Below are 21,531 nucleotides of genomic sequence, written 5' to 3'. Positions count from 1 at the left end.
ATCAAATCTCTCGAAAAGTGGAAAGGTTCTTTGCGCCCCAATAAAAAAACCGCTTTTGTTAAAAAGCGGGAGCTTACTAAGGATTGGCAAAGAAACGTTTGATATAAGCATCAAAACGTCTGCTGAACCTCCATCTTCTCCCATCCAGACTATACTGTCGGCTCCGGAATCTCACCGGATCCTGCCGCCGAAGCAGCTCGCGGGCTTAGAGCGTGATGCTCATCACCGCCGGTAGGGAATTTCACCCTGCCCCGAAGATTGATCTTATGAATTTATTCACATTATATATGATCAAATTGTAATTGTATAGAGAACTGCTCAATTTTATATAAAATATTGATGAAGCCCATTTTAACTGAATTATCGGCTTCCTTTTCTCCTTTACTGCGTCAATACACATTGACACTCTATTAAGAATATGATAAATTATCAGATATTTAGTCAGCTAAACTAGGAGGAAATCTAACAATGTTTCGAGTTTTGGTCTCAGATAAGATGAGCAATGACGGCTTAAAGCCGCTGATGGAATCAGACTTTATAGAAATTGTTCAAAAAAACGTCGCGGATGCAGAAGATGAATTACATACCTTTGATGCCCTGTTAGTCCGCAGTGCCACAAAAGTAACCGAAGAATTGTTTAAAAAGATGACTTCTTTAAAAATCGTCGGCAGAGCCGGTGTCGGCGTAGACAACATCGACATTGATGAGGCCACAAAACATGGAGTTATCGTGATAAACGCGCCGAATGGAAACACCATTTCAACGGCAGAGCATACATTCGCGATGATTTCTTCATTAATGAGACACATCCCGCAAGCCAATATCTCAGTAAAATCAAGAGAATGGAACCGGACGGCTTTTGTCGGAGCGGAGCTCTACGGAAAGACTTTAGGCATTGTCGGTCTGGGCCGGATCGGAAGCGAGATTGCCCAGCGCGCCAGAGCGTTCGGTATGACGGTTCATGTATTCGATCCTTTCTTAACCGAAGAGAGAGCCGGCAAAATCGGCGTAAACAGCCGGACATTCGAAGAAGTGCTTGAAAGCGCAGATATCATTACCGTCCACACGCCTTTAACAAAGGAAACAAAGGGACTGCTTAACAAAGAAACCATTGCCAAAACGAAAAAAGGCGTCCGTCTTATCAACTGCGCAAGAGGCGGCATTATTGATGAAGCGGCGCTTTTGGAAGCGCTGGAAAGCGGCCATGTCGCAGGCGCTGCCCTTGACGTGTTTGAAGTGGAACCGCCAGTTGAATCAAAGCTTCCCGACCATCCGCTGGTGATCGCCACACCTCACTTAGGCGCTTCAACGAAAGAAGCACAGCTGAATGTCGCGGCACAGGTTTCTGAAGAAGTGCTGCAGTTTGCAAAAGGTCTGCCTGTCATGTCAGCGATCAACCTGCCTGCGATGACGAAAGATGAATTCAAAAAAATCCAGCCTTATCACCAAATTGCCGATAAAATCGGAAGTCTCGTGTCACAATGTATGAAGGAACCCGTCAAAGATGTTGCGATTCAATATGAAGGCACCATCGCCAAACTTGAAACATCATTTATTACAAAAAGCCTGCTGTCCGGTTTCTTAAAACCGCGTGTAGACTCAACGGTCAATGAAGTGAACGCCGGCGGTGTAGCAAAAGAACGCGGTATCAGCTTCAGCGAGAAGATTTCCTCCAATGAATCAGGATATGATAACTGCATCAGCGTAAAAGTAACCGGAGACCGGAGCACATTTACGTTAACGGCTACGTATATCCCTCACTTCGGTGAACGAATCGTTGAACTGAACGGCTTTAATATTGACTTAAATCCTGCCGGCCACCTCGTTTATATCCAGCACCAGGATACGACTGGTGTAATCGGACGCGTCGGACGCATCCTCGGCGATAACGATATCAATATCGCTACCATGCAGGTAGGCCGTAAAGAAAAAGGCGGAGAAGCCATTATGATGCTTTCTTTTGATAAACATTTAGATGATAAAGTCGTCAATGAGCTGACTTCAGTTCAGGATATTGTTTCCGTTAAACTGATTGACCTTCCGTAACCAACAGAAAACCCAAAACATATGAATGTTTTGGGTTTTTTTACGTTTAATGGGTCGGAAGCGGATTAGGCGCGGCAGGCACAGCAATCGATTTTGTCACATCATAATTACCGATTTTCTTTGCGTGTGCATGTGTGAACAGCACCTCAGAATAACCAAATTCCTTCGCGGTTAACAAAAGCCCTTCGATCATTAAAATGCCTTCCAGCGAATCTTCAACTTTATGTTTTTCGGACAATTGGATTCGCAGCTGCTCGCCGTCTTCCCTTTCCGATACCGATGCAATCGCATCTGCTTCTATAATGCTCGCGGTCTTTGAGCCTCCGTCTGTTGTCTTCATCCCGTCAATAGCCTGATATACTGAATAATAGGTTTGTTCAGACGGGATGAGATACTCTTGTCCCAGACTGTCGCTGTAAGAAAAATACGCCCGGTTTGTCTGTTTATGTACGGACATCTCAGCGGAAATGCCGTAAGATTTATAAAAATCCTGTCCGGCTCCGTTTTGAACCTTTTTCAATTTAATCCGCTCGTAAGGACTCCATGTCAAAGTCTCTTTCAGCATCTTTTTCAATAAGTCAGCATCGGCAGCTGATTCGATAGAAAGACGTCCGTTTACCTGCACAAGCAAATCCTTCTTATCCGCAGTTACCTGCACACCGTCCAAAAGGTTCGGCACAGAAAGGAAAGATTCGGGCACTTCTAAGTTTTCTGCATCAGATAATGCCTCTGAAACCGATTCGTCAGGCTTCTTTTTTTCAAAACTGACCGGAATGACGGCGGATGTATCTGAATCGGCAAACGCCAAAGTAATGTAATTGTTTTTGTTTTCGTTAGAAACGACAAACGTCTTCTGATCCGGCTTGACAGCAGCTGACTGACTGGCTTTTTCAGCTTGACCGCTGTCAGCTGTAAGATCACCGGCAGATTTGTTTGTCATCAGGTGAGGAGAAATAATCAGAGCGATGCACAATGCGCAGATGCCGGCTGCGGCGGGGCCGATCCAGCTTCGGGCCGGTTTTTTCCTGTACGGTTTACCCGTTTCAATATTCCGGTAAATGGCCTCGGGTGAACGATGATCTCTAACCGCCGGAAGTTGTCTTAACAACTCCTCTACTCTTTCTTCGTTCCAATATGACTTCATCATCCATTAGCTCCTCCCTCAAAAGCTCCATCTGTTTCCGAAGTATTTTGAGCCCTCTGTGTTGGGTCGTTTTGACTTTGCTTTCCGAGAAGCGGAGAGCGGCGGCTGTTTCCTGAATGGAATATCCCTGAATAAATCTCAAGATAATAACAGCTCTTTGATCAATGGTGCAATGATCAAGCGCGGTATAAATTTCCCGGACATTTTCATGCTGTACGGCGAGTTCGTCCGGAAGCAAATGCTGATCTCTGACATCTTGTGTATCCCAATCAAACGTACCCATAATACGCTGTCTGATCGTCTGCTGCTTGCGGAACCAGTCAATCGCCACATGGCGTGCGATGGACAACAGCCATGTTTTTTCACTGCTTCTTCCTTCAAATGTATGATAGGAATTCAAGACGCGGATATACACTTCCTGCGTCAAATCTTCAGCCTGCGACTTATCTTTTACCATATAAAATAAAAATTGATATAAATCTTGATGGTATGCATCGTATAATATCTGAAAGGTTTCTTCCATGGGAAACCCCTCCGTTCACTTTTTTGTCGTAAAAATGCGTTGAAAAGTTACATTACAACTATATTACGAGAAACTGGAATTTGGAAGGGAATTTATATTAACATATTCTTAAATTTTTAAAGGAGAAACAAACAAAAAACACCCGCAGAACATGCGGGTGTTTCGTATGGAACAAGATTGTTCGTCAATTTCAGACGTCATCCTGCACTTTTGTCGGAATATAAAATGTAAACGTCGTCCCTTTGTCGATGCTGCTGTGAACCGCAATTGAGCCGCCGTGGGCTTCCACGATATTTTTTACGATGGCGAGTCCGAGTCCGGTCCCCGCCCTGCCTCTTGTTCTTGCTTTGTCCGCTTTATAAAAACGTTCAAAAATAAAAGGCAGATCCTCTTCCGGTATTCCCGAGCCGGAATCTTTGATATCGATTTTCAGTCCGTCTTTTACGGTCTGAGCCGCGATATGAACGCTTCCGCCTGACTCCGTATGGCGCAGCGCATTATCTATAAGGTTGGTAAACACCTGTTCCATTTTGTCTTCGTCAAAGACACACTCCGGCTGAGACACCGAGATGTCCTCTGTGAGCGAAACGCCTTTTTCCTTCGCTACCCCAGAAAATTTGCGGGAGATCTTCTCCAGAAATTCATGCAGGTTTACCGTTTCATAGCGCAGACCCGTATGTCCGGATTCCATTCTGGCTAAATCCAGCAAATCATTGACGAGCCGGCCCATGCGAAGAGATTCATCATAAATGATCTGCGCGATTTCTTTTTTCTCCTCTTCGGTGCTTGCAATGTCGTCCACTATTGCTTCACTGTATCCCTGCAGCATAGAAATCGGGGTTCTGAGCTCATGACTGACATTGGCAATGAAGTCTTCACGCAATTTATCCAGCCTGCGCTCTTCGGTCATATCACGGAGCACGGCCACGGCGCCGCGGACGTGTGATTCCGCATAAAGAGGCGACATCAATAAAACCCATGACCTTCCTTGAAGCGTCATTTCAATCATTTGCTCTTTTTCCGTGTTCACTGCATTTTGAAATAGCTCTTTTGCTTCAGGGGGAAGGTTGTCTCCTTCTTTAATGTTCATGTTCTGCTCATAATACCATGCCTGCAGAAAACGTTCGGCCGGCGGGTTGGTCACCAAAATGGTGCCGTCGATATTAATGGTGATGACCCCGTCTGCCATACTGCTTAAAATATTGGACAGCTGTTCTTTTTCCTGATTCAGCGCGTTAATATGGAAATTGAGCTGCCGTCCCATCTGATTAAAGGCAATGGCCAGTTCCCCGATTTCATCTTGGGTCAGAATCGGAATTTTTGTATCAAACTTTCCTTTCGCCAAGTCTTGGGCGCCTTCCCGCATTTTCCGAAGGGGATATGTCACCCTGCTGGATAAAAAGAACGCGAAAAACGTTGTCAAGACGATGGCAATGCCCGCCGCAAGAAAAATATACCGTGTCGTATGTTTCGTCGTATCTTTGACGGCAAGCAGCGATTGGGATAAAAAGACCATGCCTTTTTTGCCGTCTTTTTCATAGGGCACTCCGACGATCAGCCGTTCGTTATCCGAACCGGCATTTTTGGGGACCGCGCGTTTGCTTACTTTATTGCGGTCTGTCAGCGCCTTGTGCAGATCCCGGTCATGTTTAATCTGCTCTAATGTAATAGAGGATAAATGATTATCGTCATTGGGCGAATACCAGACATGCTTATCATCCTGAATAATCGCGATGCTCGTTAAATTGTCCGCCAGTTCCCACGTGATGGATCTGGCAAGCGGCTGGTCTTCATGATTTTCTATTATGACCGCAATTTTATCGGCAAGCTGCGTTAAATCTTTTTCCGCTTCTTCAACGTGGTAATTTTCTATAAATTCCAGAAGCAGCACCGTTAAAATAAATAAAACAATTAACACGAGTGAAAGAATGGTAAACCAAAGCTTTCCTACTACGCTTTTCCAAAACTTCATTCAGCGCCTACCTCAAATTTGTATCCGACTCCCCAGACGGTGACGATTTTTTTCGCCGCTCCCGGGGACACTTTGTTTAATTTTTCACGGAGCCGTTTGACATGAGTGTCCACTGTTCTGAGGTCTCCGAAAAATTCATACTGCCACACTTCTTTTAAAAGCTTTTCCCTGTCATACACTTTATCCGGTGTTTTCGCCAGGAAGTACAGCAGTTCATATTCCTTCGGCGTCAGGCTCACCTCCGTGCCGTCCGCAGTCACCCTGTGAGCATCGTGATCAATGGATAGATGCGAGAAGACGAGCACATTTTTTGTCGGGGTATTGGCTGTCAGATAAGATGTTTGGGAAGCCCTTCTTAAAAGCGCCTTTACCCGAAGCACCACTTCTCTCGGGCTGAAAGGCTTGACGATATAATCGTCCGTACCTGCTTCAAATCCCTGGACGCGGTTGGCTTCTTCCCCTTTTGCCGTCAGCATGATAATCGGGGTCGCTTTTTTCTCTGAGCTGCCGGCATACTTCTATTCCGTCCGTTCCCGGCATCATTAAATCCAAGAGCACCAGATCATAATCTGATGCCAGCCCCATTCTAATGGCCTCGTCTCCGTTTTCCGCTTCTTCAATCACATAGTTTTCCCGTTCAAGGTACATTCTTAAAAGGCGTCGAATTCTGGCTTCATCATCTACTACTAATATTTTAGTTTCATTTGTTTGATCCATCGTTTTCCCCCTGCTTTCCTTCTGTTACTTTCATTTTAACAAACTATGCGGCAGCTTGAGAACTGTATCGGCTTTTTGCATCTATGCGTACGAATGAAGTCCGGCAAGCACGAGATTCACAAAAATTAAATTAAACATAATAATGGCGAAGCCGATGACGGCAAGCCACGCGGACTTTTCGCCATGCCAGCCTCTTGACAGCCGCAAGTGCAAATACGCTGCGTAAAATAAAAAGGTGATCAGCGCCCATACTTCCTTCGGGTCCCAGCCCCAAAAACGCGTCCATGCAAGCTGCGCCCAAATCATCGCAAACACAAGCGCGCCGAGTGTGAATACCGGAAAACCGATGGAAACAGCGCGGTAGCCGACTTCATCGACCAAGTCCAGATTCACATTTTTGACGAGCGGGCTTATAAGAGCGCTGATTCTCTTTCTGAATATCAGCCTGAGCGCCCCGTATAAAACGAGACCTGCGCCAAACGACCAGATCACCGTATTGACCTTTCTGCCTGAAAAAATGGCCGGAAGCTCAATAAGCGGCTTCATTGCGCCTTCCGTAAGCAGTTCTCCGTCATGCGGGCCGACAAGCGCAGGCATATCATATATCATCACGCTTTTAGCCTCTTTTTTATCCACCCAATTAAATTCTGCTTTGTAGTCCGCCAGCCGGAATGCCGACGTGACGGCGATAAATGCCACGGTCGTCACGAGTATAAACATGATGACTTCAAGCCAGAACGTTTTTTTGCCAGGTCTGGATTGGTCGACATGCTTTAACAGGAAAATGACGCCGGCTACAAAACTGATCGCAAGAATCGCCTGCCCGAGCGCAGCCGTCGTGACGTGAATGTACAGCCAATTGCTCTGCAGTGACGGAATAAGCGGCGTGATGTCTGTCGGAAACATGCTTGCATATGCGATAAGCAAAAGCGCGATAGACAATGTGAACATGCCTAATGAAGGCAGTCTGTAAATAAAGTAAATAATAATAAAAGCGAGAACAAGCATCATGCCGAATGACGTCGTAAATTCAAACATATTGCTGACAGGAGCATGTCCGCTTGCCGACCATCTCGCAATGAAATAGCCGAGATGACAAAGAAATCCGAAAATGGTTAACGTGATTCCGATAGCCGACCAGCGGCCCTTACCGTCCTTCGCACCTTTTGTTCCCCGGATGGCGCCGCCGAAAACCGGGACGGCAATTAAATAAATCAAAAAGGCAGCATAAAGAAAATTTGCGCTCAGCTCCGCCATGACACCACTCCTTTTTCACTAGGCCTGATTTTTGGCCAATTCTTTTTGATCGGCCGGCTCTTGAATCCCGGTCCCGCTAAGAACAAATTCGATATCCTTTTTCAGACCGAACCAGTTTTTGTTCGTATGTCCCGCCACAAGCACTTCATGATCACCTGTTTTGATCCAGATCCTTCTGTGCTGCCAGTACATCCCTTGAATGACGCCGATCATAAAGATCGCGCCGCCGACGGCAAGCACCCATAAGGTTAAGTCTTTTCTGACAGTGAGTCCTGTAATGTTTTTCGTTTCCACATGGTCGAATTTTAATTTGTACTTGTTACTTTCGGAACCTTCAACAGTCTGCTGAATCGCAACAAAACTTTTCTCCCCTTTCGGCTTGTCGGGAGCCGTGATTTTAAAGACAAAAGCCGGATTGTTAGGAACCTTCGTTTTCGTGCTCGGTTCTCCGTCCTTGTTAAAATAAAAATCAGGAAGATAACTGGCGATCTGCACTTTGTAACCGTTACCAAGATCGTAGTCCGTGTCGGGATCAAGAAGATTGATCTTCAGTTTGCCGAATGACTGTTTTGTTTTTTGGTCGATCAGCTGAAATACCATCTGGTCGAGCTGGTTTTCTTTATAGTCCACCTGATACACAGAATAGGAGTCAAAGCGCAGCGGTTCATTGACGCGGATATTGTTTTCTTTGACTCTTTTAAGCTTCGGCTTTTCACCGAATACAATGCCGCCTTCCCTCTTGTACAAAACCGCGTCCGTTGTGAAGGATTTGGCGACTTTGCCGTTTCCGGCTCTGTCAATGGCGTCGGCGAATACTTTTTTCTCAGTGTCTTTGTTATATGTCTGCATCGTGAACCGGTTGTTTTTTAAGTAATATTTGCCGTCAGTACCGGGGATCTGGGCGGTTTCGCCTTCACGGACCCAGAGCGTTTCATCGACATACATACCGGGTACAAATCTCAGCATGGCTCCGATCAGAAAAATGATCAGGCCGATATGATTAACGTAGGGCCCCCACCTTGAAAAACGGCCTTTTTCCGCCAGGATGCTTCCCTCTTGTTCTCGCACTCTATAATGCTTTTTTTTCAATCGTGTTCTGAGGCCATCAGCCGCATCCCCGCTCAGCTCGGTTTCTGTCCGGCTGTATAGACGCTGCCTCTTCAAAAAGACCGGATTCCGCCGTACTCCTTGATTTTTCAGCGCCCTGTACAAAGGAATCACCCGATCCAGGCTGCAGATGACCAGTGATATGCCAATGGATGCGATCAGGAGCATATACCACCATGAGCCGTACAGGTGATGAAACCCCAGCAAATAATACAGTTGGCCGATTATGCCGTACTGCTGTTCATAATATGTATCCGGCTGGGCGCCCGGCGGCAGATAAGCTTCCTGCGGAAAAACCGTGCCGAAAGCAGATGCCGCCAGAGTAATGACAATCAGCCATATTCCGACTTTTACGGAAGAAAAGAAGTTCCATACCTTATCTACGATTGTTTTGTTATATGTTTGCGAACGCCTTGCGCTGCCGTCGTACCGCATATCGGCAAGCGGCGATTTTTGATCATCAAGCGGCTTCCCGCACGACTCGCACAAAACCGTCCCGGCTGGATTCACGTGCCCGCATTCACATTTGACCTTTTTCATGAAGACGCCTCCGGCTTAATTAAATTCATATAGTCATGAACCATGCGTTCTGTCATCGTGCCGGTCACCACTTTCACGACTTTTCCGTCGGGATTGATCAAAAATGTCGTCGGAATAGGTGATACGCCGTACGCGTCCAGCACTTGCCGGTCAGTATCAAGCGCAACCGGGAAATTGACGCCGTATGTTTTCATAAAATTATGTACTGCAATTTTTGATTCGCCGACATTTACCGCAACCACCTCGACACCGAGGTCTTTAAAATGCTTGTATTGATTCTCCATGTAGGGAAATTCCTGCTTGCACGGCTCACACCACGTTCCCCAGAAATTCAGAAAAACACCTTTCCCTTTTAACTGACTCAGTTCTATGAGTCTGCCCTCTGTATCTTTCAGCGCGAAATTCGGGGCTTTGGACCCCTCAGATATACGCTCTCCGTTTGTGTAAACGGCATTATAGATGGTATATCCGAGCGCGCAGAGTAAGATGAGAAGGATGCCGGTCCGAATGAATAAACGCCGCCGTTTTTTGTTCATTGTACACTGCTCCCCTCCCCTGTCTGCAAATCCATTCAATTATATCATCTACACGTTTTGTAATTTTTGAAGGTTATGTGAAAATTAGAAAGCGTTTTTACCGTGTTCAGCTAAAGCCCGCAGCCTTTTCACCTCATGCGGCGTCAATTCTCTTGCGTCTCCTGTGCGCAGACCTCTTAAATCTAAAAATGCGTATTCTTCACGTTTGAGTTTCAGCACGTCATGACCGATCGCCTCAAACATGCGGCGGACCTGTCTGTTTCGGCCTTCATGAATCGTCAGCTGAATAATGCTCGTCTGCTTTCTTTTGTCCAGGGAAAGCATTTTCGCTCTGGCCGGCGCTGTCTTGCCTTCTTCAAGCTGAATGCCGCGCTCAAGCTTTCTCAGAAGTTCCTTGGAAGGAATCCCCTTCACTTTGGCGACGTACGTCTTATCAATTTCGTATTTCGGATGCATGAGTTTGTTGGCAAACTCGCCGTCATTTGTCAGCAATAAAAGTCCGCTCGTATCATAATCAAGCCTGCCGATCGGATAAATGCGCTGCGGCACTTCTTTGAAAAAGTCGGTCACCACTTTCCGCCCTTTGTCGTCATCAGCTGCTGAGATCACTCCTCTCGGTTTATAAAGCAGAAAGTACACGGGTTCTTCCCGCTCCACCTTTAATCCGTTTACTTCAATCTGATCAGAACCGGTCACTTTTACGCCGAGCTCTGTTATTACTTTTCCATTCACCTTTACTTTTCCTTCTTTTATCAGCTCTTCTGCCTTTCTGCGTGATGCCACGCCGGCATGAGCAATAACTTTTTGCAGTCTTTCCATGTCGTTCACCTCAAGTATAATCTTACTTTTTTCCCCTTGAACAAACAAGCTTTTTCAAGGAGAGTTATTCTGATATATAAAAAGCGCCTGATTTCAGGCGCTTCCAAATAATAACGTAACTATGATGATTGATGCAACCACCCCGATCAGATCAGCAAGAAGACCAACCTTTAAAGCATCCCCCATTTTTTTGATGCCGACCGCCCCGAAATACACCGTCAGGACATACAGCGTCGTGTCAGTCGATCCCTGCATGACCGAGGCCAGTCTGCCGATAAATGAATCAGGACCGTACACGGCGATCAGATCTGTCGTCATGCCGAGCGCCGCCGTCCCCGAAATCGGGCGGATCAGAGCAAGCGGCACGACTTCTGCGGGAATGCCGAGCGCTGTAAAGAAAGGCTTGCACAGCCCCATGACAAAATCCAGCGCGCCTGAGGCCCGGAATACGGTAATCGCCACCAGCATCCCGACCAAATACGGAATGATGGAAAACGCAATCTCAATTCCTTCTTTTCCGCCTTCAACGAATGATTCATACGTCGGCACTTTTTTGATCGTGCCGTATATCAATATACCGGCGATAATAATCGGAATCATGGCTAAAGACAGCCAATTCACCATTTCCATTCGCTTACCTCCCTTTTCTTTTGCGGCGGTACCAGAAGTAGCGGTCAATGAAAATCGCGCCGATTCCCGAAATTAAAGTCGCTAAGATGGTCGGCCCGACGATATCGGTCGGTGATTTCGCCGAATAAGCCATGCGCACGGCAATGACGGTTGTCGGTATCAATGTAATACTCGAAGTATTTACCGCCAAAAAGGTAATCATGGAACGGCTGGCCTCAGACTTACCTCCATTCAGCTTTTTCATCTGCTCCATGGCTTTAATGCCGAGCGGTGTCGCCGCATTTCCCAGTCCGAAAAAGTTTGCCATGAGATTTGATAAGATGTATCCCATCGCCGGATGATCAGGGGGAATATCGGGAAACAGCTTAGAGATAAACGGGCGGCACATTCTGCTGAATATATCCAAAAGGCCGGACTGCTCGGCTATTTTCATCAGGCCGAGCCAGAAGACGAGGACGCTCATTAATCCGAACGAGATCGTAACCGCTTCTTTCGCTCCTTTAAAAACAGCTTCATTCACATCCTGCAAAGTACCGTTAAACATCGCAAAGACAAGTCCGATTACTGTCAGACATACCCAGATTAAATTGACCATGACGAACCGCCCGCCGCGCTCATAAACAGGCTCGTAAACGTCTCAATGAAGTGCTTTTTCGGTTTTTTATGGCGCTCGTTTTCATAATAGACGGGAATCTTGGCGATCACTTTCCCATCATGCATAACAGTCATCCGGCCGACGACATCAGGAATGAGAGAGGCGTCCTTTTTCCAGGCTTTTTTCGGTTTTATTAAGGTTGTGCGGATTTTTACATCGTCGATTTCATCCTCTTTTAATAAATATTTGACATCCCGGGCAATAAAAGCGTGTTTTCCGTAAAACGTCTTTTTCAGCTTCGGGATGCCGCCTTTTTTAGCGACGACATAGGTTTTATAGTGCTCAAAGACATAATTAAACATATTCATATGGTCATCCCAGTCATCCGGATCATTTATGGTGACCGCGATGAGATCCGTTCCGTCTTTTGAAGCCGTCGAAACGAGCGTCCGTTTCGCGATTTTTGTGTAACCCGTTTTTCCGCCTGTGCTGTAACGGTAGAGCCCAGTCAGAAGCTTGTTTTTATTTTTCCATACCCGGTCCATCGTTTCCGCCTTATACACTTTTGTGCCTGAAACGGTCCGGTATTCCTTGATTTTCATCGCGTATTTAGTCAAAAGCGCCATGTCATACGCCGTAGAATATAAATTTTCATGGTCGTCCAGCCCGTGCGGATTTTGAAATTTTGTATTTTCCATCCCGATTTGCTCGGCTTTTTTGTTCATCATAAATACAAAACCGTCAAGGCTTCCGCCGACATATTCCGCTATTGCCGCAGCGGCGTCATTTCCTGATCTCAGCATAAGCCCGTAAACGAGATCTTTCAGCTTTACTTTTTGTCCCGGCTGAAGATAAATGGCTGAGCCTTCCGTTTTCACAGCATTCGGGGAAACCGTCACGGTCTCTTCCATCTTCCCTGATTCAATCGCCAGCACCGCCGTCATGATTTTCGTAATGCTTGCAATCCGCCGCTTATGATGTTCATCCTTGGCGAATAACACCCTGCCAGATGCTCCGTCGATAATAATCGCGCTTTTTGCGCTGACATGTATTTGGGCATGTGCCGTATTGCCGTCTGTAATGGAAAAAAGAATAACAAAAGTCAAAAGAAATACGGCAGCTTTTTTGAGAAAGCGCATGAATGCTCACGTCCTTGTTGTGGGTTTGTACAAGTTTATGCGCCTGTCCATGACTTATGAATACCAATTGCATCACTTTCACATAAAAAAACTCTCCCAAAAGGAAGAGTTTTTATCTGACTGATGCCATATTTGAGCCTGATGCTTCATATTGCGCCAATTCTTCCCGCATGCGCAGAAATTCACTGCTGAGCGAAAGCAGAAGGCTCCGCAGCGAGTCCGGCACTTGCTGGTAGAATTCAATCGCGCTTTGGCCTGTATAAGCGGCGCGGCTGTTTTCGTACCATGTATCCTTTTTCGGCATGAAAAACTCTTCCACGCACTGATGATACACTTTATACAGCGTTTTTTCCGCTCTCACCTCATGAAACGGCTCCTGCATTAAGAGCCGCCGGCAGGCTTCCTGGGCGCCTTCGCAAAAGACGGTCATCCTCCTCAGCACACTGAGCACGTCGCGGCAGTATGCCTCATCCGCCTCTCCTTGAGCCCGCATCTCCGGCAATGTTGTATGATTTAAATAGCTGCTGACCATCGTGACAACCTCGGCTAAAAATTCACCAGTTTCTTCAGTATGGGCCCTCACAATCGAATTTCCCATTTCCGTCCGTTTCCTTCCTCTCTTGTACGTCGTCATTTGCGTCATTCATCAATGGCCTTTCCCTACTATCGTATGATGAAAAACGGTTATTATTTAATATCCTCAAAAGTTTGGTTGAAGTTTTCAAAGAATAAATCGGCTTCCTCCTGGAGAACGTCTTCCTCCGCATTTTCAGGAAGCGGCGGGAGCTCATCCAATGTTTTTAAGCCGAATTGTTCAAGAAATACCGGTGTCGTGCCGTATAAAATCGCCCGGCCGGGACCGTCGGCGCGGCCCACCTCACACAGCAGCGCTTTTGACACGAGGCTGTGCAGAATCCGCTCAGACTTCACGCCCCGGATATCTTCAATTTCCGCCCGTGTGATCGGCTGCTTGTACGAAACGATCGCCAGCACTTCCAAAGAAGCCTGTGACAGCCCTTTTGACGGCACTTCGATTAGTTTTTTCAAATAAGGCACGAATTCTTTTTTCGTTCCAAGCATATACGTATCCGCATATTCGGTAAGCTCGATGCCTCTGTCGTCTTCCTTGTACTGAGCGGCCACTTCTTCCATGATTCCGGCCAGTTCCGCTTCTTCTATTTCAAGCACCGTCACCAATTGCTTTTTGGTCAGTCCTTCATCACCCGCCGCATACAGCAGGGCTTCCACAATCGCTTTCCAATTCACGATATCAAACGCCATGAATGGATTCACTCCCCGTAATGTATATATCTGAAAAGTTTTCTTCCTGTTCAATGATAATCTGCTGATTTTTCATCAGTTCCAGGACTGCTAAAAACGTCACGACGAGATGGTCTTTTTGCCGAGAAGGAAAAAGCTCCGTGAAGTTTATTCTTCTCCCCGCCGTTTTTAAGCTTTTAACGATTTCGTTCATTCTGTCTTCAATCGGTATTTCCTGTCTTGTAATGGTCGTTTCTTTCGGCCGCGTGATTTTTTTACGCTGAAGCACCTTTTGAAACGCGCCGATCATGTCATAAACGGTCACCGACAGTTTCTGCTCGGTCTGTTTGATTTCTTTTGCATACTCACTTAAATCACTCGGCGGCTTTGTAAATGACTTTTGTCTTTCTTCTTCCCGCTCTTTTAAATCCTTCGCAGCGGTTTTATACTTTCTATACTCAATCAGCTTTTCAATCAGCTCGTCCCGAGGGTCTTCTTCTTCAAGCATTTCGTCTTCAAACAGCTCTTCCTCTTGTTTCGGGAAGCAGCATTCTGCTTTTAATGCTGAGAAGCGTCGCCGCCATGACCAGATATTCACTGGCGACATCAAGTTCAAGCTCTTGCATTGTATGTACATATAATAAATATTGTTCAGTAATGGTTGCCACGGGTATGTCGTATATGTCGATTTCAAGACGGTTAATCAGATGAAGCAGCAGGTCCAATGGGCCTTCAAACGTATCAATTTTCACTTGATATTCTACCATTATCTCACCATTTTCAGTATCACTCTCATTGCCGGAAAAACTGGCTACCCTTTAGTATAATCCACCGAAATGCTCTCGTCCAATACTTTTATACACGTCCTCCGTTATTTAGAAAATACTGAAAAAGAAGATATACGCCTATACCTTTAAAGGCGGATGCACATATGATAGCCGTGTAAACTTGAAACAAAGGGAGGCTGATTTCACATGAGCGGAGCTTGTTTCGGCGGAGGTTTTGCATTAATTGTTGTTCTGTTTATTTTGCTCGTTGTCGTAGGAGCATCTTACATCTGCTAGTTCCTCAGGCTTCAGACACCAAGCCGCTCTTTTTTCCTTTTCATAGCGCTGTGGTACACTGGTTTTAGCATAAAAGGAGGAAGCGGCTTGTATCCTAAAGCTTATATCGGCTTTTTGGCCGAATTTCACGCATCAAGAGATTATTTTGAGTGTCATGAACTGTTAGAGGAATATTGGAAAGAAAGCCCGGCTGAAAAGCGGAGCATTCATTGGGTCGGCCTGATTCAGCTTGCCGTCGCTCTGTATCACCAGCGCAGGGGAAATGAAGCCGGGGCGAAACGGCTGATTGCCAACAGCTTACGTATTCTGCGGTCTGAAAAGCAGGCGGTCTGTTCTCTCGGGCTCAGCCATCCGAAGCTGATTGAGCTGATAGAAACGCTGTCAGACGATATAGAAGCGGGCCTGCCTTACAGAAGTGTTATGCTTCCGATTACAGATGAAGCCCTGAAAGAAGCATGTCTTGCCGAATGCCGCCGAAAGGGCTATACATGGGGGCAAGACGGCGTATCAGATACCTTTCTTATCCATAAACACCGCCTGCGGGACAGGACGGATGTCATTAAGGAACGCGAACGGGAAATTGAGAGAAGAAAAAAAAGCAGAGGCTGACGGTCAGCCCTGCTTTTTCTATATCAAAACAGCTCCCGAAACCGTGAAGATTCCGGGAGCATTTGTCAGTTATTATATGAGATATCCTGATCTTTTTGATGTTGACAGCGTTCAAAAAAGCTTTGCGTTAATTCATTCGGAACGAGTGCCTCCGTTTTGAACAGACGTTTTAAGGCGTCCATCATTTGCTTTCCGATTCCTTGATGGCGGTGAGAAGGATTCACGCTGATATGCCGGATTTCAACCTCTGAGTCCTTTTTTTCGACTCCGATCGCTCCGACGATATCTTCATCCTCTTTCCAAAGAAAGAGCTGGCGGCCAGTATCCGTTTCATAGTCCTTTATTGTCTGCTGAAGCTGCTTGAGATCTTTTTCATTCGGCATAAATGACAGAAGACCCATCGCAATCTTTTCAAACGATTTTTTATAACGAATTAACATAAAAACCCCTCTATATCCAAAATGTCCATTCATGTCCTATCAAACGGATACATAAAGGCGATCCGTTTTCTCACATTATATCATTTTCGCCGCGGTTTTAAACGCTTTTCAACAAATTATTCAAATGAGCGGTTTAAATTTGCCATTTCAATGGCAGATACTGCACAATCCGCTCCCTTATTTCCGGCTTTTGTTCCGGCTCGTTCGATGGCCTGCTCAATGGTTTCAGTCGTCACGATGCCGAAGATAACCGGGACGCCCGTCGCCGTTCCCGCCTGGGCGATGCCTTTTGCCGCTTCATTGCAGACATAGTCATAATGCGTTGTCGCTCCTCTGATAACCGTGCCGAGCGTAATGACGGCATCGTATTTTTTCGTTTCCGCCATTTTCTTTGCCGCAAACGGGATTTCAAACGCTCCCGGCACCCAAGCGACGTCAATGTCATTTGATTCTACACCGTGGCGAAGCAGCGTGTCTTCCGCTCCGCTTAACAGCTTGCTCGTTATAAATTCATTAAATCTGCCGACGACGATTCCGATTTTAAGTCCTGTTCCTACTAGGTTTCCTTGTATGATATTCATATGTTATCCATCCTTTTTTGTGAGATTTGTTTTTAGAAATGAAGCAGATGTCCAAGTTTTTTCATTTTGGTCTGTAAATACTGTTTGTTATGCTCACTCGCTTCCATTTGAAGCGGCACCCGTTCTGAAATGCTGAGACCGTATCCTTCGAGGCCGGCGATTTTCCGGGGGTTATTGGTTAAAAGTTTCATATGCTGAACCCCTAAGTCGCGGAGAATCTGGGCGCCGATGCCGTAGTTGCGCAGATCAGGCAGAAAGCCGAGCGCTTCGTTCGCTTCAACCGTGTCGTACCCTTGTTCCTGCAATCGGTACGCCTTCAGCTTATTGATTAAACCGATTCCTCTGCCTTCCTGGCGCAAATACAATAGAACGCCGCGGCCTTCTTCAGCAATTTGCGCAAGCGCGGCATGAAGCTGAGGTCCGCAATCACAGCGATGGGATGCAAACACATCGCCCGTCAGGCATTCTGAGTGCACTCTGACAAGAACGGGTTCGCTGCTAAACGGGACATCCCCCATGACAAAGGCGAGATGTTCTTTTCCGTCAACCTCGTTTGTATATCCGTAAACTCTAAACGTGCCGAAGTCAGTCGGCAGCGTAATATCAACTTCTCTGTTCACAAGTGTCGTAATGTTGTAACGGTACTCTATTAAGTCTTTTATCGTAATCATTTTCAGCTGGTGGCGTTCGGCGATTTCGGCTAACTCCGGCACTCTGGCCATTGTGCCGTCTTCATTCATAATTTCACAAATGACGCCCGCTCCCTGAGATCCGCAGGCTTTTGCAAGGTCAACGGCTGCTTCCGTATGGCCCGCCCGCTTCAGGACGCCTCCTTTTTTTGCGATTAAGGGGAAAATGTGGCCCGGACGCTGAAAATCGTCAGACACAGATTCCTCGTTCAACAGCGCCTGAATGGTAAAAGAACGTTCTTGAGCGCTGATGCCCGTTTTTGTCAGCCTGTGGTCAATACTGACCGTAAACGCGGTCTCATGTGAGTCCGTATTATGATCGACCATCGGGTGAAGATCCAGCCGGCCGGCGATGTCTTCAGACAGCGGCGTGCAGATCAGGCCTCTCCCATGGGTCGCCATAAAATTCACCACTTCAGGCGTGGCATGCTCAGCCAGCGCTACGAAATCTCCTTCGTTTTCTCTGTCTTCATCATCGACAACAATGATGACTTCACCTTTTTTCAGCGCCTCTAACGCCTCTTCTATCGGATGAAACATATCGATCTTCCTTTCTAAAAGCCGTTCTCGCTTAAAAAGGCTTCCGTGATAGTTTGATTGCTTTTCGTTTGTTCTGTTTTGTGCAAAAAGCGGTATAAGTATTTGCCGATCATGTCACACTCAATATTTACGGTCGATCCGACTGTTTTCGTCTGAAAAATCGTTTCTGAGATGGTATGCGGAATGATGGATACCGTCACGCTTTCATCTGATAGACCGAAAATCGTCAGGCTCACGCCGTCTACCGTAATTGAACCTTTCAATACGAGCGTTTTTGTCAATTCCGGCGAAAGTTTTAAATCGTAATAGACCGCGTTGCTTTTTTTCTCGATCCGCGTAATTTCCGCCGTTCCGTCCACATGCCCTGATACAAAGTGGCCGCCGAACCGTCCGTTGGCGGACATCGCTCTTTCCAGGTTTACTTTACTGCCTTTTGACAAGCCGTTCAGCGAAGTGGATTTCACTGTTTCCGGCATGACATCAACCGTAAATTGATTGTCAGAAAATCCGGTTACGGTCAGGCAGATGCCGTTTACCGCAATGCTGTCGCCAAGTTTCACATCACTTGTCACTTTTGAAGCGGCGATGGTTAATGCCATGGAAAGGCCTGTCTTTTTGATTGCTTGGATCGTGCCTGTTTCTTCAACGATTCCTGTAAACATCGTCACCATCCTTTCCATCTTTAGGTATGGCCGTCAGTTTTATATCCGGCCCGATTTGGGTGATTTGTGTGAATTGCAAATGGGGGACATCTTTCATTGATTGAAAACCTTCACCGGAGATCAAGCTGGGAGCAAGCGTTCCTCCGATTAATTTAGGGGCGAAATAGAAATGAAGCTCTTGGAAACAGCCTTCCTTCACAAAACTTCCGTGTACGGATGCTCCGCCTTCCACATAAACGGACATTATGCCGTTTTCAGCGAGAACACTGAGCACCTCAGGGATGTGAATGCGGTCTGTTTCCAGCGGAAAAACTTTTATTCCGAGTGCGGTCAGCCGGTCTTTCTTTTGCACGTCTGCACCTTTGGCCGTAAATATCCATGTCGGCGCAGCGCCGTCAGTGAGCACATTTGCCGTTTCAGGAATGGTCAGCTTTGTATCGAGAATCACTCTGACCGGCTGCTTCACCGCATCAGGAAGCCTGCAGGTCAGGCTCGGATTATCGGCTTTGACTGTGCCTGCTCCGACAAGAATGCTTTGATGCGATTTCCTGTATTGCTGGGCATCAAGCCTTGCCGCCTCTGATGTAATCCATTTGCTGTCACCGGTTTCGGTCGCTGTTTTCCCGTCAAGGCTCGCGGCCGCTTTCAAGGTGACATACGGAAGTCCGGTCCGCATGAAGTGAAGAAACATTTTATTCAGCTCTTCTGCCTGCTGCCTGAGAAGGCCGGTTTTCACTTCGATGCCCGCTGCTTCCAGCATTCCGATGCCTTTTCCGGCTACAAGCGGATTCGGATCTTTCACAGCAATGAACACCCTTTTTATCCCCGACTTTATTATCAGTTCGGCGCATGGCGGTGTTTTTCCGTAATGGCTGCAAGGCTCCAGCGTCACATACAAATCGGCGCCTTTTGCGTGTCTGCCGGCCATATTAATCGCGTGAACCTCGGCATGCGCTTCTCCGTATTGCAAATGGGCGCCCATTCCGACGATCTGTCCGTTTTTGACGACGACAGCGCCGACAAGAGGATTGGACTGTGTCTGTCCTTCACCGCGTCTGGCAAGTTCTATTGCCGTATTCATATAATATTCATCCATCGTTATCCCTCCCTTCTTCCACGCAATTTGGCGTCAAAAAAGCCCCGAATGTTTACACAGTTCGGGGCTTTGCCAGTTTTAATCCATAGGAAATAAGACTATACAGTAAGTTTATTTTTTGCATAGCTTCTCTCATCCTTCTCCCATCCAGACTTTCACTGTCGGCTTCAGCTTTTCACTGAATCCACCGTATACAGATGCATACGGGTCACGGGCTGTAAAGCGCAAAGCGCCTTATTACCGCCGGTCGGGATTTTCACCCAGCCCCGAAGGATACAATCAATATTTTTTTGTCCTTATCCGCTATTATAACATCCTTTGCGGCAGGCGCAATGAATTTGCACCTCATTATTCAGAAAAATAAAAAGCGCCCTTTCCCATAAAAGGCGTCTTTATTTATTCGTTCACTTTGACGACCTTCAATAAGCCGTCAATCCGGTTTGATTTGCTGAAATACGCTTTAATCTTATCACCTTTTTTTACATCGGAGAGATCCTGCTTCAGCTTGTCGCCGTTAAAAATAATTTTTGTGCCGTTCGCTGCCGTACCGTGGTACTCAGTTCCTTCGATTTTCGTAATTTTATATGTTTTGACTGTATATTCTTCTTTTTCCTGGGACAGGGTTTGTCCGATTGCAGTCGGCACGTCTTTCAGTTCAATATCGTTTATGACCATATAACCGCCCGCTAATAACAGCAGCAGTACAAGTAAAATGGCTGCTTTTGTTTTAATTCTTCCCATTTTTCTACCTCCAGCCCGTATCAATCTATTCATTACTATGTCATATTCCTTTTTTTCATGAATAGAAAACCGTTCTTCCCTGCGTGAGTTATTCATATAACGTTTCATAAAGGGAAGATGTTTCATGTATCTGTAAAACTTTCTATCTATTAAATAGATATACGAATTTATGTTCTGTTTTTGAGGGTGGAGAGATAAATTTATATAAAAAAAGCAGTTTTCTCATGAAGAAAACTGCCTGTACGGTTTATTTCGTCTTGCGAATTTCGTTAAACGGGAAGAAGACGAATTTTGATGTGCCCGCTATTTGTTTTTTTGTAAAAAGACCGAGGCCGTTGCGGCTGTCCATAGATTCTCTGCGGTTATCACCCATGACGAAATATTTGTCGTCCGGCACTTTCACCGGGCCGAAGTCTTCTGTCAGCCGGTCATAGCCGTCTTGCTTCGCCTTGTGCTTATTTGCCGCTAAATACGGTTCGGACACTTTTTTGCCGTTGATATACAGCTGATCGTTTTTCATTTGCACCGTGTCGCCGGGAAGTCCGATAATCCGTTTGACATAGTGCTCATTTTCTCCGTTCAGCACGACGATCTGGCCGCGTTTGAAGTCGCTTATGTATTTGACCGTCATATTGACAAAGATTCTCTCGCGGTCATGCAGCGTCGGATCCATTGATCTTCCATCAACGAGATAAGGGGCAAATAAAAAGTTTCGGATGAGCAGTGCCAGAACGACAGCGATGATAATGGCTTTCGCCCAATCAAGTACGGCGCTTTTTTTAGAAGTTTTTTCTTTTTCTGATTTCAAGTGATTTCCTCCCATT

22 protein-coding genes, 2 pseudogenes and 2 riboswitches are annotated in these 21,531 nt (G+C 46.2%); of the genes and pseudogenes, 3 read left to right on the top strand and 21 right to left on the bottom strand.

What is annotated here, in order from left to right:
- Nucleotides 1-128: 128 nt before the first annotated feature.
- A riboswitch (FMN riboswitch) is annotated at nucleotides 129-263 on the bottom strand.
- Between the two features lie 205 nt (nucleotides 264-468).
- Entirely contained in the window at nucleotides 469-2,046 is a 1,578-nt protein-coding gene (gene serA, locus MJQ52_RS00420; RefSeq protein ID WP_077722535.1) for a phosphoglycerate dehydrogenase, read from the top strand.
- Between the two features lie 46 nt (nucleotides 2,047-2,092).
- Here the strand turns inward: serA and MJQ52_RS00415 are convergent, their stop codons facing one another.
- From MJQ52_RS00415 to MJQ52_RS00350, 14 genes and pseudogenes are all read right to left on the bottom strand, one after another.
- Nucleotides 2,093-3,154, bottom strand: a complete 1,062-nt coding sequence (locus MJQ52_RS00415; protein WP_094247827.1) for a sugar dehydratase — start codon at nucleotides 3,152-3,154, stop codon at nucleotides 2,093-2,095.
- Complete coding sequence (sigX, locus tag MJQ52_RS00410; protein ID WP_003153399.1) at nucleotides 3,129-3,713, bottom strand: RNA polymerase sigma factor SigX; 585 nt, start codon at nucleotides 3,711-3,713, stop codon at nucleotides 3,129-3,131. Before sigX ends, MJQ52_RS00415 begins: the two co-directional genes overlap by 26 nt.
- A gap of 190 nt (nucleotides 3,714-3,903) precedes the next feature.
- Nucleotides 3,904-5,685 (bottom strand): ATP-binding protein, encoded by a 1,782-nt coding sequence (locus MJQ52_RS00405; protein ID WP_094247826.1) that lies wholly within the window; start codon nucleotides 5,683-5,685, stop codon nucleotides 3,904-3,906.
- Nucleotides 5,682-6,402 (bottom strand): annotated as a pseudogene (gene resD / locus MJQ52_RS00400) (DNA-binding response regulator ResD). Before resD ends, MJQ52_RS00405 begins: the two are co-directional and overlap by 4 nt.
- Nucleotides 6,403-6,483: 81 nt before the next feature.
- Nucleotides 6,484-7,659 carry a c-type cytochrome biogenesis protein CcsB gene (gene ccsB / locus MJQ52_RS00395; protein ID WP_003153395.1) on the bottom strand — a complete coding sequence of 392 codons (1,176 nt, stop codon included), beginning with the start codon at nucleotides 7,657-7,659 and terminating at the stop codon, nucleotides 6,484-6,486.
- Between the two features lie 18 nt (nucleotides 7,660-7,677).
- Nucleotides 7,678-9,306, bottom strand: coding sequence for a cytochrome c biogenesis protein ResB (gene resB, locus MJQ52_RS00390; RefSeq protein ID WP_094247825.1), 1,629 nt, complete (start codon nucleotides 9,304-9,306; stop codon nucleotides 7,678-7,680).
- Nucleotides 9,303-9,842, bottom strand: coding sequence for a thiol-disulfide oxidoreductase ResA (gene resA / locus MJQ52_RS00385; protein WP_003153391.1), 540 nt, complete (start codon nucleotides 9,840-9,842; stop codon nucleotides 9,303-9,305). The genes resB and resA overlap by 4 nt, the downstream gene beginning before the upstream one ends.
- Before the next feature lie 84 nt (nucleotides 9,843-9,926).
- Complete coding sequence (gene rluB / locus MJQ52_RS00380) at nucleotides 9,927-10,661, bottom strand: 23S rRNA pseudouridine(2605) synthase RluB (RefSeq protein WP_015388055.1); 735 nt, start codon at nucleotides 10,659-10,661, stop codon at nucleotides 9,927-9,929.
- 93 nt (nucleotides 10,662-10,754) lie between these two features.
- Complete coding sequence (spmB, locus tag MJQ52_RS00375) at nucleotides 10,755-11,291, bottom strand: spore maturation protein SpmB (protein WP_003153387.1); 537 nt, start codon at nucleotides 11,289-11,291, stop codon at nucleotides 10,755-10,757.
- Between the two features lie 4 nt (nucleotides 11,292-11,295).
- Nucleotides 11,296-11,886 (bottom strand): nucleoside recognition domain-containing protein, encoded by a 591-nt coding sequence (locus MJQ52_RS00370; RefSeq protein ID WP_003153385.1) that lies wholly within the window; start codon nucleotides 11,884-11,886, stop codon nucleotides 11,296-11,298.
- Entirely contained in the window at nucleotides 11,874-13,025 is a 1,152-nt protein-coding gene (locus MJQ52_RS00365; RefSeq protein WP_003153383.1) for a D-alanyl-D-alanine carboxypeptidase family protein, read from the bottom strand. The genes MJQ52_RS00370 and MJQ52_RS00365 overlap by 13 nt, the downstream gene beginning before the upstream one ends.
- A 112-nt stretch (nucleotides 13,026-13,137) precedes the next feature.
- On the bottom strand, nucleotides 13,138-13,623 hold the full coding sequence (locus tag MJQ52_RS00360) for a DUF3907 family protein (protein ID WP_003153380.1): 486 nt from the start codon (nucleotides 13,621-13,623) through the stop codon (nucleotides 13,138-13,140).
- 89 nt (nucleotides 13,624-13,712) lie between these two features.
- Nucleotides 13,713-14,306, bottom strand: coding sequence for an SMC-Scp complex subunit ScpB (scpB, locus tag MJQ52_RS00355; protein WP_094247824.1), 594 nt, complete (start codon nucleotides 14,304-14,306; stop codon nucleotides 13,713-13,715).
- A pseudogene (locus MJQ52_RS00350) lies at nucleotides 14,296-15,052 on the bottom strand (segregation/condensation protein A). The gene scpB and the pseudogene MJQ52_RS00350 overlap by 11 nt, the downstream one beginning before the upstream one ends.
- A gap of 207 nt (nucleotides 15,053-15,259) precedes the next feature.
- Here MJQ52_RS00350 and MJQ52_RS00345 point away from each other — a divergent pair.
- Both MJQ52_RS00345 and MJQ52_RS00340 read left to right on the top strand, forming a co-directional pair.
- Complete coding sequence (locus MJQ52_RS00345; RefSeq protein WP_003153376.1) at nucleotides 15,260-15,349, top strand: YjcZ family sporulation protein; 90 nt, start codon at nucleotides 15,260-15,262, stop codon at nucleotides 15,347-15,349.
- 87 nt (nucleotides 15,350-15,436) lie between these two features.
- Nucleotides 15,437-15,958: a DUF309 domain-containing protein gene (locus tag MJQ52_RS00340; RefSeq protein WP_003153375.1), complete on the top strand. Its 522-nt coding sequence runs from the start codon at nucleotides 15,437-15,439 to the stop codon at nucleotides 15,956-15,958.
- Between the two features lie 65 nt (nucleotides 15,959-16,023).
- On the opposite strand, the gene ribT is transcribed toward MJQ52_RS00340, so the two are convergent.
- The 7 genes from ribT to lepB form a co-directional block, all read right to left on the bottom strand.
- Nucleotides 16,024-16,398 carry a GNAT family N-acetyltransferase RibT gene (gene ribT / locus MJQ52_RS00335; RefSeq protein WP_003153373.1) on the bottom strand — a complete coding sequence of 125 codons (375 nt, stop codon included), beginning with the start codon at nucleotides 16,396-16,398 and terminating at the stop codon, nucleotides 16,024-16,026.
- A 116-nt stretch (nucleotides 16,399-16,514) separates the two neighbouring features.
- Entirely contained in the window at nucleotides 16,515-16,979 is a 465-nt protein-coding gene (gene ribH / locus MJQ52_RS00330; protein WP_003153372.1) for a 6,7-dimethyl-8-ribityllumazine synthase, read from the bottom strand.
- 32 nt (nucleotides 16,980-17,011) lie between these two features.
- Nucleotides 17,012-18,208 carry a bifunctional 3,4-dihydroxy-2-butanone-4-phosphate synthase/GTP cyclohydrolase II gene (locus MJQ52_RS00325; RefSeq protein WP_094247822.1) on the bottom strand — a complete coding sequence of 399 codons (1,197 nt, stop codon included), beginning with the start codon at nucleotides 18,206-18,208 and terminating at the stop codon, nucleotides 17,012-17,014.
- Between the two features lie 14 nt (nucleotides 18,209-18,222).
- Nucleotides 18,223-18,870 (bottom strand): riboflavin synthase, encoded by a 648-nt coding sequence (ribE, locus tag MJQ52_RS00320; RefSeq protein WP_003153370.1) that lies wholly within the window; start codon nucleotides 18,868-18,870, stop codon nucleotides 18,223-18,225.
- The gene (ribD, locus tag MJQ52_RS00315; protein ID WP_014305330.1) at nucleotides 18,851-19,966 is read right to left on the bottom strand and encodes a bifunctional diaminohydroxyphosphoribosylaminopyrimidine deaminase/5-amino-6-(5-phosphoribosylamino)uracil reductase RibD; all 1,116 of its coding nucleotides are present in this window, start codon (nucleotides 19,964-19,966) and stop codon (nucleotides 18,851-18,853) included. Before ribD ends, ribE begins: the two co-directional genes overlap by 20 nt.
- A gap of 131 nt (nucleotides 19,967-20,097) precedes the next feature.
- Nucleotides 20,098-20,244, bottom strand: a riboswitch (FMN riboswitch).
- A gap of 118 nt (nucleotides 20,245-20,362) precedes the next feature.
- Entirely contained in the window at nucleotides 20,363-20,707 is a 345-nt protein-coding gene (locus tag MJQ52_RS00310) for a hypothetical protein (protein ID WP_003153366.1), read from the bottom strand.
- Nucleotides 20,708-20,954: 247 nt separating this feature from the next.
- The gene (lepB, locus tag MJQ52_RS00305; RefSeq protein WP_032861567.1) at nucleotides 20,955-21,530 is read right to left on the bottom strand and encodes a signal peptidase I; all 576 of its coding nucleotides are present in this window, start codon (nucleotides 21,528-21,530) and stop codon (nucleotides 20,955-20,957) included.
- Nucleotide 21,531: the final 1 nt, after the last annotated feature.

Source organism: Bacillus sp. jun7, from assembly GCF_051034795.1.
GTDB lineage: Bacteria > Bacillota > Bacilli > Bacillales > Bacillaceae > Bacillus > Bacillus velezensis.
This window is presented reverse-complemented; position numbering and strand designations above follow the sequence as displayed.